Source organism: Rhodococcus sp. T9N, assembly GCF_024436645.1.
Classification (GTDB): domain Bacteria; phylum Actinomycetota; class Actinomycetes; order Mycobacteriales; family Mycobacteriaceae; genus Rhodococcus_F; species Rhodococcus_F qingshengii.
On record NZ_JAMSKS010000014.1, the window covers coordinates 92528 to 108191 of the forward strand.

Sequence of the window (15664 nt, forward strand, 5' to 3'; positions counted from 1 at the left end):
GAATTCGGTGAGGTTATCGAGCCCGGTGAATTCGAATGTTTCATTTAGGAATGTCCATTTCACCAGGCGAGTTCCGCGCATTTACCGTCGCTTCCCTGTAGTTCCACCTGTACGGTGGCGTGCCCCAGTTCGAATACCTCGGCAAGCAAGGTTCGGGTTGCTGCGAGCACCGTTGTGGGATCGGCGTCACTGACCGCGGTGACGTGAACGGAAGCAACTTCCATCCCCGAGGTGAGTGTCCAGACGTGCAGATCGTGCGCGTCGACGACTCCCGGCAGAGCGTTGATCTTCTCGATGATCGAGGTGACGTCGATGCGGTCGGGAGCCTGCTGGAGGAGGATGCGAACGGCGTGGCGGCCCAGGTTGAAGGCACGTGGCAAGACGAAGAGGCCGATCGCGACGCCGATGACGGGGTCGGCGTAGCGCCAACCGAACGCGAGCGTGACCAAGCCGCTGACCAGGACGCCGATGGACCCGACCATGTCCGCCATGACTTCGAGGTAGGCGCCGCGGATGTTGATGCTTTCCTTCGCGCCGCTGCGCAGCATGAGGAAGGCGATGACGTTCATCGCCAGACCGACGACGGCGACTGTCGCGACGGGAAGGCCGGGAACCTCGGGCGGATCCGTGAAGCGGCTGGCGGCCTCGTAAAGCACCCACCCGGCGACTGCGAAGAGCAGGATCGCATTGGCCAGTGCCGCAAACACTTCCGTGCGGTACATGCCGAAAGTACGGTCGGGGCGCCGGGCGGCACGCTGTGCGACGAGGATCGCGGCGAGCGCCATGAAGATGCCGAAGATGTCTGTGAACACGTGCGCCGAGTCCGAGAGCAGGGCCAGTGACGAGGTGAAGAGGCCGACCGTCACCTGCAGCACGAAGGTCACCAACCCGAGGCCGGCGGCGATCCACAGTTTGTTGACATGCTTGCCGCTGTTGCTGGTCGCAGCCTCGGCGGGGGAGATTCCGTGCCCGTGTCCGTGTGACATCGAAGGTCCTTTCGTCGACGCCAGCCTAGACACATATGCATATATGCGCAATAGTGCATGTCTTAAAAACTATGCAACATAGTTGTAAGGTGGCGGCGTAGACCTTCATTTGTCATCGACGCGAGGACCGAGAAGTGGGAAGACATCGAAAATCCGAGCCGATCAGACCCGGCGGGCGCATGGCCGCGGTTTCCGTGGCGACGGGTGCAATCCTCGCGTCCGGCAGTTCCATCGGGCACGCGTCGCCGCCGTCGGTCGTAGTCGAGGATGCATCTGCGGTGTCGGCGCCGGAGATCCTCGACCTTGTCCGGTCGACGGATCTTGCCGGAATAGCCGAACAACTCGGCAAGACGCGACAACTCGAATCCGAGCGAGCGGCGCTGGTGTACGAGGCCGAAAAGCCACAGGTGATGGCCCCCGTCAGCGGGACGATGACGTCCAACTTCGGTCCACGGTGGGGAACCACCCACTACGGTCTCGACATCGCGAACGCGATCGGAACGCCCATCGTGTCGGCGACCGACGGTGTTGTGCTCGAATCCGGTCCCGCCGCGGGATTCGGGCTCTGGGTCCGCATCCAGCAGGACGACGGGACCGTCGGCGTCTACGGACACATCAACGAGGCGCTCGTGGTTGCGGGTCAGAAGGTGCGGGCGGGTGAGCTGATCGCGACCGTGGGCAATCGTGGACAATCGACAGGACCACACCTGCACTACGAGGTGTGGCAACCTGACGGACAGAAGACCGATCCGCTCGCGTACCTGAATTCCCGGGGCGTGTCGTTCGGGGAGATGACCACGGGCGACTGAAGTTCTGTCACGACGCGATGGAGGAGCAATGCAGGGGCTTGGCGGACTCGAAGCCGAGGTCATGGATGTGCTCTGGCAGTCCGACGACGCGCTCTCGGTCAAGGATCTGGTCGAGACCCTGGGTGAGCGTCGACAACTTGCGTACACCACCATCCTGACCGTCGTGACGCATCTCTTCGACAAGGGCTGGGTGAGTCGTGAGAAGAAGAGTCGCGCCTACTTCTATCGGCCGAGTCGCAGCCGTGAAGAGGCCACATCCAGAGCACTGCGCGAATTGTTGGACAGCAGTTCCGATTCCGCTGCCGTGCTGTTGCACTTCGCCAAGACCATGACAGATGCCGAGAACGAGGCCCTGCGCCGGGGTCTTTCCGGGGAAGGTGTGCAATGACATTGGCGTTGCCGATGTTTCTCGGTGCGATGCTCGTGGGATTCCTGGTTCCGAGAGTGTTGCGAGCCGTTTCCTCGGCGTTGTCACCGGCGGTGCTGCTCGCGGCGTGGCTCGGCAGCATGGCGTCGGCGTTGTATCTCGCTCTCTCCGCGGTCTTGGTTCTGGTGTGGCCGAGCCACGCGCCGGTCGAGGGGCTGGTCGACGGTATCGCTCGGTGTTTCAGCGCCTTCGCGCACGGCACGAGTTCATGGGTGGGTGAACTGATCACCGGCACAGCCGTTGCTGTGGTGGGTGTGATCGCCGTTCGGATCGTGCTGGCCGGCCGCAAGCAGGCACGTGAGCACGCGAGGGTCCGAGATTTCCATCGTGATGTTCTCTCGATCGTCGCGCGCCGCGACAACTCGGAGTCCGACGTGTTGTGGCTGGATCATCCGCTGCCTATGGCGTACAGCGTCGCCGGAAAGCCTGGATTTGTTGTTGCGACGCAAGGCTTGTCATCCGCTCTCAGTGGAGGCGAGCGTGATGCTGTCCTCGCGCACGAGCGTGCACACCTGAGCGGCGGTCATCACCGAATTGTCGGTGCGTGCGAAGTCTTGGCCGCTGTTCTTCCGCGAGTGCCGTTGTTCGCGGCGGCACCCGCTGCCGTCGGCGCGATCGTCGAACTGTCGGCGGACAGACACGCCGCTCGCGTCACCAGCCCGGCTGCGGTGCGTTCCGCCCTTGCCGTGGTGTCGAAATCGCCGCTTCCTCAGCCGGACTGGAGCTTGAGCGATCGCGGCAGCGCGACCGCGGTGCGATTGAGTTCCCTGGTCGACGGCGACGTGGCGTCGCCTCGGCGACTGACCTGCGCGGTGGCGGCCTGTGCGCCGGCCGCTGTCACGACGGCCGTTGCCGCAGCCGTGACGGTGGCCGTCTCCGCGGGGATCTGCGCTGTTCTGACCTGATCATTCTCCCAAGGCCGAATCGATCTGGGCTTTCAACTGCTCGTAGCTCGGCATCTGGTCCAGCTTCACGTCGTTGAGGAACAGCGTCGGAGTACCTTGGACGCCGAGGCGTCGGCCTTCTTCGAAGTCGCGCTCGACCCGCTCGCGGACGCCGCGGCTGCCGAGGTCGGATTCGAATCGGGCCATGTCAAGTCCGAGATCTTGTGCGTAGGAACGGAACAGCGCCTCCTGTGATTCGGCGGATTCACCCCATTGCGACTGCGTCTCGTACATTTGCTTGTACATCTCGACGAATTTGCCCTGGCGAGATGCGGATTCGACGACCTGCGCCGCGAGAGTGCTGTTGGTGTGACTCGGAATCGGAAAGTATCTGATGCCGAACGTGATTCGACCCTCGTACTCCGCTCTGATCCGCTCCATCGTCGGGTACAGCGCGAGGCAGGCTTCGCATTCGAAGTCGAGGAACTCGACCAGGTTCACCTTGCCGTCGGCGGCCGAGGTCAATCGGTACGCGTCGTCGGTGAGGACGGCGGTGGATTGTGCTGCCCGATCGGCGTTCTCGTTGTCTGCCCGAATCGGATCGACGGTGATGAACGTGATCAGTGCTACCGCGAACACCGCGATCAGGGCGGCGGATATCTTCATGCTTCTGGACACTGCTGTGCACCTGTACCTTCCGTCGAATTCCTAAATACTATCCAACATAGTAGTTAGGTGTAGAGTCGACGGTACCCGCATGGAGACGAAGGAGGACCCGCCGGTGAAGCGTTCGTGAATGACACGCCGCCGCCGTCGATCGGGCAGATGCTGGAGTGGGATACCTCATCCCTCCCGCTTCTTCCTGCCCTGGGAGTTGTTCTTGCACTCTGGTATTGGACTGGCGCTCAGCGAGTTCGCGCGAGTGGGCGACCGTGGCCGTGGCATCGGACAGCGTGTTTCCTCGGTGGGTGCCTGCTGCTGATCGCGGTGACCGGACTGAAGGTCGAGAGCTACGGCTACGAACTCTTCAGCGTCTGGATGTTCCAACACCTGACGCTCTCGATGGCGATCCCGCCGCTCTGGGTACTGGGCTCGCCGGGACTGCTGCTACTACGTTCGACGCCGCACCGAGGAATAGGAAAAGGCATTCTCGCGCTTGCCCTCTCGGCATTGCGCAGCCCGCCGGCGCGGTGGATGCTGCACCCCGGGTTCACGATCCCGGTATTTCTGTTCAGCTACTACGGGATCTACCTGTCGCCGATCTTCGACACCGTCTCGGCGTTACCGGCTGGACACGTCTTTCTCGAGATCTTCTTTCTCGCCAGCGGTCTGCTATTCATCATGCCGGTGCTCGCCACCGGCCCACTGCCGGTGCGACAGAGCTACCTCGGCCGGTGTTTCGACCTGTTCGTGGAGATGCCGCTGCACGTGTTCATCGGCGTCGTACTCATGATGGCGACAAAGCCGCTGCTGACCACGTTCGTGGATCCGCCTCCGGAGTGGGGCGTGGACGTGATGCAGGATCAGCAGCTGGCGGGCGCCCTCGCGTGGTCGTACGGAGAGCCCGTCGCTCTGGTGGTGGTCGTGATCTTCGCGATGCGCTGGAACCGCGACGACAAACGGATGAATGCCGACCTGGACCGCCGCGCCGAGATCGACGGCGACAGTGATCTTGAGGCGTACAACAATTTCCTCAGATCACTGAACGCCGCCGAGCGGCCTGAGACTCGGTAGGCCGGTGGCCCTCAGACGCCGCCGCCGGCGGGCGTCGGCGCCATTGCGTCGGCAGCGGCCGGGGTGTTCATCTCGCGTGCGACAAACGTTTCGAGGTGGAACAGGTTGTCGCCGGCGCGGTCGACGATGGTGAGAAGTGTTGTCATGCTTGCCACTTCCTCGACCTGTTCCTTGAGGAACCACTGCATGAACTGCTCGCCCAGGTAGTCGCCGGTATCGCGCGCGGTGCGTGCCAGCTGCGTGATCTGCTCCGTGACCGTCTTCTCCTGCTCGAGTGCCAACTCGACCGGAGCCCGGACACTGTCGAACTTCGTCACGACGTCGTCGATGCCCGGAACGTCCACGTCGAGGTCGTTGTCGAGCAGGTACTGGATCATCATCATCGCGTGACCGCGTTCCTCGGTGGCCTGGCTGTAGAAGCGCGCGGCCATCTGCGGAAGATCGTGTGCATCGAAGTACACCGCTACCGCGATGTACTGCTGCGATGCAGTGAACTCGTTACGGATCTGCTGACGCAGCAGAGTGGTGAATTCGCTCGAGTTCTTCGCCTGTGTCATCCCAACAGGTTACTGGGTCGTCGCCGCTGAGAGGGAGCTACTTCTTGTCGAGCTGATCGATGACGAAGCCCACAGTTTCCGGTCGGTACCCGTAGACGAACGAGTCCTTTTCGCCGACGTACCAATCGCCGCACTGCAAAGAACTGCCCTTCTCGACCCCCGTCGGCCACCACTGTGCGGACAACGATGCGGGACGAGTTTCGACGGTGGGTCGTGCGATGCAGCTGTTGTGATCTATCTCCGCGATGTTCGCAGTCATTCGCAGGATGCGTTCGTTGCCGGTGGTGCGGATGACCTCGTCGATACCCGTCGCGCCGGCGGGAACCCAACTCGGCAGTGTGTCGATTCCGTTGGATGCTTGTGCAAAAGAGAAGGTTTCGGTTTTCTTGTACGCCTTGGAGTCGTCGAACTTCTCGAAGGTTCCGGAGCAGGACGTCACGAGTGCAGCAGCTCCGACGGCGGCGGCAACGACGGCGAGAGTGCGGAATCGGCGGTGTGTTGTGTTCATACCTTCACGGTATTTTTCGGCGGGCCGTTCCGCGTCCTGCCGGAAAGCGATTTGTTCGCCGGGCCTGTCCTCCCGCGGTACTACCGGAACTCAGGGCAATTACCCCGTCGTGATCAGATCCTGTGGAATCTGCTGATCGTTGGCCAGGGCGTCGAAGAACTGCGAAGCGCGCGCCTTGTCCCACAACAACACGTTGCCCGACCCGTCCACGTCCTCGAAACCGGCGACCGGAACCGTCGTGGTGGTCATCCCGCCGCGAAGCGCCCAGGCGAGTGAGGCCAGATTCCAGATGTGATCGCCTTCGTCGACCTGTAGAGACTTGGCGGTATCCGAGACGAGTGGCCACAACCGGAACGGATTGAGGAACGTGGTCGGACTCGTCGCCTTCGACAGCAACGCCGACATGAACTGGCGCTGGTTGTTCATGCGGTCGAGGTCGGCGAGCGCCGTCGCGCGAGTTCGCACGAACCCGAGTGCGTCCGAACCCTTCAAGTCCTGGCATCCGGCGGGGAGGTTGATCCCGGCCAGCGGATCGTCGATCGGCTGTGCCAGGCACACGTTGACGCCACCGACGGCGTCGACGATGCCGGCGAACCCGCTGAATCCGATCTCGGCGTAGTGGTCGATGCGAAGCCCCGTTGCCTCTTCGACGGTCTGCACCAGCAATGGAGCGCCACCGAAGGCGAAGGCGGCGTTGATCTTGTCCGACCCGTAGCCGGGAATCGGAACGTACGAATCGCGAGGGATGCTGACCATGGTCGTCTTCCCACTTTTGGGGACGTGGACCAAGATGACCGTGTCAGTGCGCTTGGGACCGGTGTCGCCGCCCGTCGCAAGGGCTTGCTCCTGCTCTGGGGTGAGCCCCTCACGACTGTCGGACCCGACGATCAGCCAGTTCGTGCCCGGAGTATCGGCGACGCGTCCCGCGTAGTCGGGCAGCGCGTCGATTCGATTGAGCGAACTGTCGACGTAGTAGATCGCGCCGGCCAGCGCGAGCAGCAAGACCAACAACGTGATGCCGATACGTCTACCCCAGCTACGACGCTTGCGGGGGCGGCGCTGCTTCGGAGGTTCTGGAGGGCGCGGCGGGGCGTTCGGCGGGGTTCGGCGCGGCGGTGCGGGCGCGTACTTCGCCTGGCGCTGCGGATCCTGACGCGGCGGCCCCTGCCTGCGCGGGTCGTCCTGAAACGGTTGCGGGCGCTGGGTCGGCGCCCAGTCCTCACGCCTGGGCTGCTGCGGCGCTTGTGGTGGGACCTGTGACCAGGCCTGATTGGCCGGATTCTGCTGCTGCGGGCGTCCGTCGCGGCGAATGACCGTCGGCCCTTCCGGCGGCATCGGTGGACGCCGCTGCGGGGGTGGGCCCTGACGGGGTGGATTCTGGCGTGGAGGGTTCTGCCTCGGAGGCATCGGTCCACGCGGAGGTGGCCCTGGCGGCTGGCGCCGCGGAGGGCGCTGAGGATATTCGGAGTCGCCGGTCACCAGTTCACGGTACCGGTCACGGCAGCCAGGAGACGTGATCGCGCAGGAGGGCGTAACCGATGAACGCCACCATGTCGATGAGAGCGTGGGCGATGACCAGCGGCCAGAGTTTCCCGGTGCGCTGCCAGTACCGGCCGAACACGAGCCCCATGATCACGTTTCCGACGCCGCCACCGAACCCCTGATAGAGGTGGTAACTGCCGCGCAGGAGTGACGACGCGAGCAGTGATTTGTTCTCGCTCCAACCCAGCGTTCGGAGGCGAGTGATCAGGTAGGCGACGACCAGCACCTCTTCGGCACCGGAGTTCGCGATCGCGGACAGTACGAGGATCGGCACCCGCCACCAGTGATCGTCGAGCGCACTGGCCTGGACGGTGAGGTTGATGCTCAGTGCCTGAGCCACGAGATAGAACAGCAGACCGGGGAGACCGATCACAGCGGCGAGGCCGAATCCCGGTGCTATGTCGCGCCCGAATCGAGGCTTGGGGGTCAGTCCCGCAGCACGTGGACCGATCCCCGAACGCCACAGTAGATAGAGTCCCAGCGCTGCCCACGCGAGAAGCTTTGCGACGCCCAGCAATTGGCGCGCCAGGTCGATCCAGTCGATGGCGGCCCGCGACGGGTTGAGTGCAACCGTCTGATCCGAGAGCGCAACCGGCGTCGCCAAGGATTCGGCGAGCGAGAGGATCCCGGACAATCCGCTGAGTCCGAAGGTGACCAGCAGGACGATCGTGATCTCGATCCAGACTCCGCGTCTGGCGGCCGGATCGAGGGCCGGGCCGGCCGGGACGGGAGTCGGCGGCCGTAACCAGGTGCGGACGGTTTCGCGGGCATTCACCCGCGCAACGCTAGCCGTTTGATGCGCCGCCTGATCGGAGGCCGTTGAGGAAAGGGCACCCGACCAGCATGCGGATGGCGCGGCTCAGCGCGGGAGCGTCGTCGACGGGGTTGGCGAACGGCATCCACACGTCGCGGTCACCGGTGTGATCCTCGACCCGCAGGCGAAGTCCGTAGCGGTCGATGCCGAGTGGGCGAACGCGTCCGGTGCGCATGTACGGGGGAAGCTTGCGCACGAGCAGGTCCACGAGGTCGCGGTGGTCTTCGTCGAGATGCTGCAGCCATGCGGTCTCCATTTCCCAGAAGGGATCGGGGCGGGCGTTCAGCAGTTCGTCCACGGCGACGGGTTCTGCCCCCGTTGCATCAGCGACTACAGCCGAGGCCAGGCTCAAGCGAAGGAGGACCGAGGTGTGGCCGATGTCGAGGAGCCCCGGGTGGGGATGTTCGGATGCGACGTCGTCGGCGAGAACGCGTGCCTCGTAGTCGGGCACGGCGTGTATCGAGCCGCGAAGCCACACGAGGGAGCGCACGGGCTCACGCAGACGCAGTGGTGCGTGATCGGTGATCTCGAGGACGGCAGGCAGGCCGCCGCCGCCGGAGTTCCAGGCCAGGGCCGCAGCTGCGGAGGCATGTGGGACTGCAACGACGACGTCACCGTTCGAACGCAGGTGATGCACCGACGTGACGGTGGGATCGCTGCCTTCGATGGCGAGAACTGCGTCTTGTGCGCGCACACAGGCGCTGCGGACGCGTTCGGCGGTGGACGGGCCGGTGCTGGTCTTCGTTGCCATGCTGCCCCCTTGGCGGGTGTTCTCTCGAACTCCATCGGATGATGAGGTAACCCTAACCTAAGGTGCTTCGGTGTGAATCGCAAGACTTTTGCGCAACTCGCGTGGAATCCGCCGCCTGCGCCGGGGTTACGGTTTGTCTGTGGCCATTCCTCTCTCACTCGGGCTGCCCGCCCCGAGAAACTCGCGCGGACTCCTCGAAGCACTCTTTCTCCCGGTTGTTCCGGCGTCGGCTCTGATCGGCGGCGAAGCAGCAGGCCGGGTTGTCGTCCGCCTCGATATCGATCCGGAAGAACTGCGTGCGGACACGGAAGCGTCGTACGAGGCCGTCCGTTTCGACGTCGACGTCACCACCGACCAGATCGACGACGCGATCGCGCTGCGCCTGCCCGCTCCGCTCGCTGTGTATGTCGACGGCGGCGAAGAGGATCTGACACCCGCCGAAGCGGCGCTGCGTCTGTGCGAAGGTGGCCGGATCCCCGGACTCGCCGCCGGTCTTACGCCCACCGAAGTGGCTGATTTCCTGGCGGTACTCGCGCACGAGTCCGTCGGTTTCGTAGCCCGCGCGGCCGACGGCGACGAGGTGATCGCCCTGCTGTGTGGCACCGTCGCTGCACTGCGCGGCGACGACGTGCGCGCCGCGATGGTCGATCCGAAGCCGGAAAAACTTGCCGCGCTGATCCCCGAAGCCGCGTCGGCCATGCGTGAGGTGCTGCTCACGATCGAGGTCGCGGATCTGCCTGCAGTGGAAACGGCTTTGCGTGCCGCGGGTTTGCAGTGACCGGCGTGGGTCGGTGCGTAATCTTTTAGGCGTGCCAAGAATCGCGTATTTCGGTCCGTCGGGAACCTTCACGGAGATAGCTCTCGCCCAGTTGGAGGCTGAGGGCGCGTTCGGCGAAACCGTCGAGCGAGTACCGGCCGGCAGTCCGCCGGCGACTCTCGACATGGTTCGCGACGGTTCCGTGGACGGAGCCGTGGTTCCCTTCGAGAACTCGGTGGAAGGCGGCGTAGCTCCGACGCTCGATTCACTCGCTCTCGGTTCGCCGCTGCAGATCGTCGCCGAAACCGATCTGGACGTGAGTTTCTCCATCCTGGTTCGGGCCGGGACCACCGCCGATCAGGTCCGAACGATCGGCGCGTACCCGCATGCGGGCGCGCAGGTCCGCGGATGGATCGCCGAGAACCTGCCCCAGGCCGAGGTGGTGTTGGCGTCGTCCAACGCCGGTGCGGCCCTGGATGTGCAGGCCGGAACCGTCGACGCCGGTGTGTCCACGGCTTTGGCCGGTCAGATGCTTGGACTCGACAGCCTGGCGGACAACGTCGCCGATGTAGGCGGCGCCCGCACACGTTTCGTGTTGGTCACCAAGCCGGCCCCGGTTCCGGCGCGGACCGGTGCCGATCGCACCGCGCTGGTGCTTCATCTCGACAACGCTCCCGGCTCCCTGGTGCGCGCACTCTCCGAATTCGCCGCTCGCGGTATCGACCTGACTCGGATCGAATCACGGCCGATGCGAACGGAATTGGGCACGTACCGGTTCTTCGTGGACTGCGTCGGACACGTCGAGGACTCGCTGGTGGCCGAGGCGATGCGTGCGCTGCATCGTAAATCCGGAGTCCGCTTCCTGGGGTCGTGGGCGACAGCGAATTCGACCGGGCCACAACCTCCTTCGGACGAAGAAGCGATTCGGTGGATCGACGAACTCAAGCATGGAGGGGGAGAACGATGACCGGAAGGCTCATCCTCGTTCGGCACGGTCAGACGGAGGCGAATGTCGCCAAACGTCTCGACACCGCCCTGCCAGGAGCAAAGCTCACGCCGGAAGGGTTGGCGCAGGCCGAGACGTTGGGCATCGGCCTGGCTTCGGCGCCTCCGCTGGCGCTCGTATCGTCCTTGGCTTTGCGTGCCCGGCAGACCGCAGGTTTCGTGGAGCAGGCCGCCGGTGTCTCTCTGGACGTGCGGGACGGATTGCACGAGGTGCAGGCCGGTGACCTCGAAGATCGTACCGACGAGGCCGCGCACCGACTGTTCATGGAGACGTTCCATCACTGGCACACCGGCAACCTCGGCGCTCGCATCCCCGGTGGTGAAACGGGATACGACGTCCTGGAACGGTACGTCCCCGTCGTCAATGCGTTGCGCGAAGAATTTCTCGAAGGCTCACGAGACGGCGGCGACATCGTCGTGGTCAGTCATGGTGCGGCGATCCGTCTTGTCGCAGCCCAGCTTGCCGGTGTCCCCGGTCTGTTCGCAGCCAACAACCACTTGGCCAACACCGAGACCGTCGAACTGTTGCCTTCGGTCGACGGCGGTTGGGAGTGCCTGCGCTGGGGAACCGTCAACCCGCCGTTCGAGCATCGACTCATCCCCGGTGCCGACGACGTGATGGGCTGACGGCCGGCGTCACCACCAACCGGTCTGGACGCTCAGTTGTCGCCCTAGTTCAGCGGACAGCGTTCTCACGTAGCTGGCTGTCAGGTGGTGGGAATCGTGATACACCAACACATTTCCCTCCACGACGCGGCACAGCTCCGGTCCGCACACGCCGTCGCTGAGGTCGAGTAGACGGACGTTGGTCAGATCGCCGATTGCCGACGGCGCCGGATTGACGTCGCTGAGCATTTCGGACCGTGGCATCGCGCAGTGATCGGGTGACGTGGTTGTCGCCAGACAGTCGATCGCGCGGTAGGCGACGCCGTCGTGGTGCAGCCAGGGGGTATCGCGGATGGCGAGTACGTCGATACCGTCGCGCTCCAGTTCCTGCCAGACGTGTACGTAAGACTCGGGCGTCACGTCGCCAGGGCCGTCGGAACTCGGCCTGGTTGCCGTCGTGAACACGAAATCGGGTGAGGCGTCGGCCAACTCGGTCAGTACTCCACGCGACCAGTCGACGCAATCCGGATAGTCGTTGTCCGACAACGTCTGCATGGAGTCGATGGTGAGCGGGCAGCCCATCTTCAGATACGTGTCGACGCGGAACCCGTGACTCTTGCCGAGTTCGTCGAGTGCAGTGAGCCAGTGCTCGGAGTGCGAACCACCTGCGAGGGCGATGGTTCTGTCGGCGTCGGCGTCGCCGTAGGTGCAGTGGACGACGTCCCGCTCGAGAAAATCGGCGATACAGCCGTCGAGCGTACTGGCCGGAAGGTCCAGTGGCGCATCGAAGATCGAGGGAACCATCGACGCCTTGGGTACTTCGGCACCGTCGGTGAGCGCGAGTGCGCCGGGATGGGTCGGGAGGTCGAGGGTGTCGACTGCCCGCTGGCCCGTCGTCTGGCTGCTCGCGTACGACTGCCAGGCGACTGAAGCGGCGAGGACCACGGCAGCGGTGACGACGCAAGCCAGGACGGTGTACCGGCGCGAGCGGCCTCCACGTTCCACCGGAACCTCGATCAGGCGCCGGAGTGCAAGCGCCCCCGCGACGGAGAGGGCGATGATCAGTGCCCCGCCGAGCAGGCCGGCTTCGGGGCGTCCGGTGATGACGAGTGCAAACACCAGAATCGGCCAGTGAATCAGGTACAGCGCGAATGCGAACGAGCCGAGCCACGTCAGTGCCGGATGGGCAAGAGTCTTCGACGTCCAAGGCGTGTCGTCGCCGACTCCGGACAGGATCAGCGCAAGAGTGGCCAGCACCGGCACCAGCGCCCACGGGCCGGGGAACTGCTGGGCGCCGTCGAGCACTATGCCGCACAACAGGATCGACGAAAGCCCCGCCCAGCCGATCGTTGCTCTGACCGAGAACGGCAGGGATGCGATCTGCCGACTGCGTGTGCTGGTCATCAGAACGGCCAGCAGACCACCGAGGGCCAATTCCCACAACCTGGCGCCGGAGTCGTAGTACGCCCAGGCTTGGTGACGCGAAGATTTGGCGAGTGCGTAGAGAAAAGATCCTGCGGTCAGAACCAGAAGGGTGACCGCGAGTGACGGGCGGAAATAGTTGGGATTCACGCGTGAAGCGACATAAGCGATCACGGAGACCAGTGCGATGGCCAGGAGATAGAACTGACCTTGTACGGCCATCGACCACAGGTGCTGCAGGGGAGTGACCGAGCCGTCGGCGGCCAGGTAGTCGCTTGCGGTGCTGGCGAGCTGCCAGTTCTGGAAGAACCCGAGCACCGCGATCAGTTGATCGCCCAGATCGGCCCAGCGTGTGCGTGGCAGCAGCAACGCGGTCCCCAGTGCGGTCAAAATGCTGACCACCGCGATCAGGGGGAACAGCCGCAGAAACACCCGCCGCAGTGCCGGGACCGGGTTGAGTGAACCCCCGGCTTCGGCGCGTCGAACCAGTGAGCCGACGAAGAAGTATCCGGACAGAACCAGGAAGACGTCCACCCCGCCCGATACCCGTCCGAACCACACGTGGAACACGACCACCAAACCGATGGCGAGGCCACGCAGTCCGTTCAGGTCTTGTCGGTGCGGTGTTGTTGCCCGTTCTTCGTTCGGCCGGTCGATCGTGGCGACCGAGCCTTGTTCGCCCGGTGACGACGGTTGACGCGAGAACTGCATGCTGAAGTAAGGCTCCGGGCGTTGAAGGGACGCCCCGAGGTTACCCGGAAGTCTCCGGCGCCGATTCCTCGAGTTCCGTTAAAAGAGCGTTCACGGCTTGTCGGAGGCGATGGGATGTTCCGGAACTGATGGACGTCCATTCGGTGCCGTCGGCGGCCCGAGTGGTCGAACCGACCAGCCGACCCGACAAGGTGTCGTACACAGTCACTGCGCCGGTCATGAGCGTCGTCGCTCCCAAACTGTGTGGTATTCCGACCAATTCGGCGAAGGCGGTGCATGTGACGATTGCGCTACCCAGTTGGCGCGCGTCGTCTTCGGGTATCCCGGCGTTGATCAAGGCCGAGGTTACGCTGCCTGCATCCGGGCCGGCGCCGAATGCCAGGCTGAGCATCTCGGTCGGTGCGTTGATCACGGCAATCGGCATTGCTTCGGCGCTGCCGAGCGCGGTGACAACGGGTGCAGTCGCTTCGGCGGTGACGCTGCGCAATGCGAACGAAGAATCAGTTGAAGTCGCTTCGACACAAAGGAATTCGCCCTGCGCGACGCAGAGGCGTGAAATGCTTCCGCCGACATGCCGACGCAGCGCCAACTCCCACTTGGGGTGGGTCAGGACGCGCAGGCGGGCACTGAGTTCGTGATGGATCTCCCCGCCGGGGAGGAGATCGCGCTCGGAGAGTGAATCTGCCGCGGACTGCATCGCCGTACGGTGAGCGCTCGCACTGCCGTGAACCGTCGCGCCACCGAGAACCACGGGAAGCGCATCGAGTCCGAGTCGCTCACGTACATAGTCGATTTCGTCCTGTGACAGGGCGACGACAGGTAAATTCCACCCCTCAGGTGAGGTGCCGAGGTCCACCATCAATGCTCTGCAGTTTCGAGTGCGCCACCGATCACGGACGGGATGACTGTTCGGCCGTCGGCGAAGTGCTCGAAGTGCTTCAGGTAATCGGGTGTGTCGTGCTCGGTCTCGTCTTCAGATTGGGCCGCATGACGGCCGCCGGCGATCGGCGCAGATCCGCCTGCGGTTCGGGCCGGATCCACCTTGACGGTATCCGCGGTGCCCTGAACCGGCGAGGTCACGGGGTTCTGGCGTGTGGCGCTCTGGCCGGTGGAGGGATCAGGAAGAGCGTGCCGGCCGGTGGTGCTGCTCGACGACGAGCCCGCGATTGCTCCGGTTCCGGTAGTCGCGGATGCTGCGCTGACCTGTGCCGGTGCCCGGCTTGCCGACGGGGTGCCGAACAGTGATGGTGTGGAAGCGCCGAGTCTTGCGCCGCCGAGTCCCGCGCCGCCCAGTCCGGTGAGTCCTGCTCCTGCCGTCGCGAGAGCTGATGCGGCAGTGGTGGCGCCTGTGACTGCGGTGGTGGTGGCGCTGGCTGCGGTGGTGGTGGCGCTGGCTGCGGTGGCAACTCCACCGGAGATGGCACCGGCCTGTGAGGCAACGGCGGCAAATACCGGGTTGGAAACTACGGATGCGACAGCAGCGGTGGCGGCGCGCACGGGATCCGCGATTGCGTCAGCGAGCGTGGATGCCGCTTGCACGACGGACTGTCGTGCGGCGCTGCCTGGGCTTTCGGCCGAAGCGGATGCCCCAGCTGTGGGTTCCGCGATGGACGGTGGTGAGTCGAAGTTCTGCTGCACGGCCAGATGGGCCGTTGCGGCGTCGTACGTTTCCATTGTCACCGCCGCTCGAATTTTGAGAGCTTCTTCGGCAGCCTCGGCGGCGGCGGCACCGCCGACCAGGGCACCGCCGATGGAGTACGCGGCGACCTTTGCCGCTTGAACTGTCGCGATCTCCGCCAGCGACGGCATGGCCAGGGTGGCGAAGGTGTAGGAACCGGACTGTACTTGGGCTTTACCTGCGGTTTCTCCCGCGAGCAACGCGGCAGCAGCAGCCCATTCCTGGAACGGTGCGAATTTGCTCAATGCGGCATCCGCTGCTTCTCCGGACCACCCGGTGCGAAGGTCCGCCATCACGCGAGAGATTGATGCAGCGGTGTCGGTCAGTCCGGACGACACGGTGGACCAGGCCCCGGCCGCCACGCCGAGAGGGACCGGCCCGGCTCCGGCGACCAGTGCTGCGGAGTTGGGTGCTGCGCCCCGTGGATACCAGATGACGCCGGTGATGCCGACCATTGTTCTTCCCCCCAGGAA

The 15664-nt window shown here is 64.5% G+C and carries 17 protein-coding genes; 7 read left to right on the top strand and 10 right to left on the bottom strand.

The genetic code is table 11. The features are described from left to right. Window positions 1-59: 59 nt before the first annotated feature. Complete coding sequence (locus tag M1L53_RS21910) at window positions 60-986, bottom strand: cation diffusion facilitator family transporter (protein ID WP_007735998.1); 927 nt, start codon at window positions 984-986, stop codon at window positions 60-62. A 179-nt stretch (window positions 987-1165) separates the two neighbouring features. Here M1L53_RS21910 and M1L53_RS21915 point away from each other — a divergent pair, with 179 nt between their 5' ends. The 3 genes from M1L53_RS21915 to M1L53_RS21925 are packed head-to-tail and all read left to right on the top strand — an operon-like array spanning window position 1166 to window position 3127. Further along, window positions 1166-1795, top strand: coding sequence for a M23 family metallopeptidase (locus tag M1L53_RS21915; RefSeq protein ID WP_054188667.1), 630 nt, complete (start codon window positions 1166-1168; stop codon window positions 1793-1795). Between the two features lie 28 nt (window positions 1796-1823). After that, window positions 1824-2183 carry a BlaI/MecI/CopY family transcriptional regulator gene (locus M1L53_RS21920; protein WP_030535838.1) on the top strand — a complete coding sequence of 120 codons (360 nt, stop codon included), beginning with the start codon at window positions 1824-1826 and terminating at the stop codon, window positions 2181-2183. Beyond that, the gene (locus M1L53_RS21925) at window positions 2180-3127 is read left to right on the top strand and encodes a M56 family metallopeptidase (RefSeq protein WP_003944128.1); all 948 of its coding nucleotides are present in this window, start codon (window positions 2180-2182) and stop codon (window positions 3125-3127) included. The genes M1L53_RS21920 and M1L53_RS21925 overlap by 4 nt, the downstream gene beginning before the upstream one ends. Here M1L53_RS21925 and M1L53_RS21930 read toward each other — a convergent pair whose 3' ends face one another. After that, a complete protein-coding gene (locus M1L53_RS21930; protein WP_054188666.1) occupies window positions 3128-3772 on the bottom strand; it encodes a thioredoxin domain-containing protein in 645 nt (214 codons plus the stop codon). A 126-nt stretch (window positions 3773-3898) separates the two neighbouring features. Between M1L53_RS21930 and M1L53_RS21935 the strand changes: the two genes are divergently transcribed. Beyond that, the gene (locus tag M1L53_RS21935; protein ID WP_042920585.1) at window positions 3899-4840 is read left to right on the top strand and encodes a cytochrome c oxidase assembly protein; all 942 of its coding nucleotides are present in this window, start codon (window positions 3899-3901) and stop codon (window positions 4838-4840) included. Between the two features lie 11 nt (window positions 4841-4851). On the opposite strand, the gene M1L53_RS21940 is transcribed toward M1L53_RS21935, so the two are convergent. From M1L53_RS21940 to M1L53_RS21960, 5 genes are all read right to left on the bottom strand, one after another. Beyond that, window positions 4852-5397: a ferritin gene (locus tag M1L53_RS21940; protein ID WP_003944176.1), complete on the bottom strand. Its 546-nt coding sequence runs from the start codon at window positions 5395-5397 to the stop codon at window positions 4852-4854. A 37-nt stretch (window positions 5398-5434) separates the two neighbouring features. Beyond that, the gene (locus tag M1L53_RS21945) at window positions 5435-5905 is read right to left on the bottom strand and encodes a hypothetical protein (RefSeq protein WP_007736008.1); all 471 of its coding nucleotides are present in this window, start codon (window positions 5903-5905) and stop codon (window positions 5435-5437) included. A 99-nt stretch (window positions 5906-6004) separates the two neighbouring features. Beyond that, a complete protein-coding gene (locus M1L53_RS21950; RefSeq protein WP_174519508.1) occupies window positions 6005-7240 on the bottom strand; it encodes an LCP family protein in 1236 nt (411 codons plus the stop codon). Window positions 7241-7400: 160 nt separating this feature from the next. Next, complete coding sequence (locus M1L53_RS21955; protein ID WP_003945405.1) at window positions 7401-8222, bottom strand: CPBP family intramembrane glutamic endopeptidase; 822 nt, start codon at window positions 8220-8222, stop codon at window positions 7401-7403. A gap of 10 nt (window positions 8223-8232) precedes the next feature. Further along, entirely contained in the window at window positions 8233-9012 is a 780-nt protein-coding gene (locus M1L53_RS21960) for a DUF2470 domain-containing protein (protein WP_054188665.1), read from the bottom strand. A gap of 139 nt (window positions 9013-9151) precedes the next feature. On the opposite strand from M1L53_RS21960, the gene M1L53_RS21965 reads away from it, so the two are divergent. Genes M1L53_RS21965 through M1L53_RS21975 form a run of 3 tightly spaced genes read left to right on the top strand, consistent with a single transcriptional unit; the run spans window position 9152 to window position 11401 of the window. Continuing rightward, window positions 9152-9790 (top strand): hypothetical protein, encoded by a 639-nt coding sequence (locus tag M1L53_RS21965; protein ID WP_003945395.1) that lies wholly within the window; start codon window positions 9152-9154, stop codon window positions 9788-9790. A gap of 31 nt (window positions 9791-9821) precedes the next feature. Further along, the gene (gene pheA / locus M1L53_RS21970) at window positions 9822-10736 is read left to right on the top strand and encodes a prephenate dehydratase (protein ID WP_003945402.1); all 915 of its coding nucleotides are present in this window, start codon (window positions 9822-9824) and stop codon (window positions 10734-10736) included. Then, window positions 10733-11401 carry a histidine phosphatase family protein gene (locus M1L53_RS21975; protein WP_042453186.1) on the top strand — a complete coding sequence of 223 codons (669 nt, stop codon included), beginning with the start codon at window positions 10733-10735 and terminating at the stop codon, window positions 11399-11401. The genes pheA and M1L53_RS21975 overlap by 4 nt, the downstream gene beginning before the upstream one ends. A 9-nt stretch (window positions 11402-11410) precedes the next feature. Here the strand turns inward: M1L53_RS21975 and M1L53_RS21980 are convergent, their stop codons facing one another. From M1L53_RS21980 to M1L53_RS21990, 3 genes are read right to left on the bottom strand one after another with little or no spacing between them, the layout of a single operon-like run. Continuing rightward, window positions 11411-13513, bottom strand: a complete 2103-nt coding sequence (locus tag M1L53_RS21980; protein ID WP_054188664.1) for an acyltransferase family protein — start codon at window positions 13511-13513, stop codon at window positions 11411-11413. A 40-nt stretch (window positions 13514-13553) separates the two neighbouring features. Beyond that, window positions 13554-14372: an ESX secretion-associated protein EspG gene (locus tag M1L53_RS21985; RefSeq protein ID WP_030535832.1), complete on the bottom strand. Its 819-nt coding sequence runs from the start codon at window positions 14370-14372 to the stop codon at window positions 13554-13556. Then, entirely contained in the window at window positions 14372-15646 is a 1275-nt protein-coding gene (locus tag M1L53_RS21990; protein WP_054188663.1) for a PPE domain-containing protein, read from the bottom strand. The genes M1L53_RS21985 and M1L53_RS21990 overlap by 1 nt, the downstream gene beginning before the upstream one ends. Window positions 15647-15664: the final 18 nt, after the last annotated feature.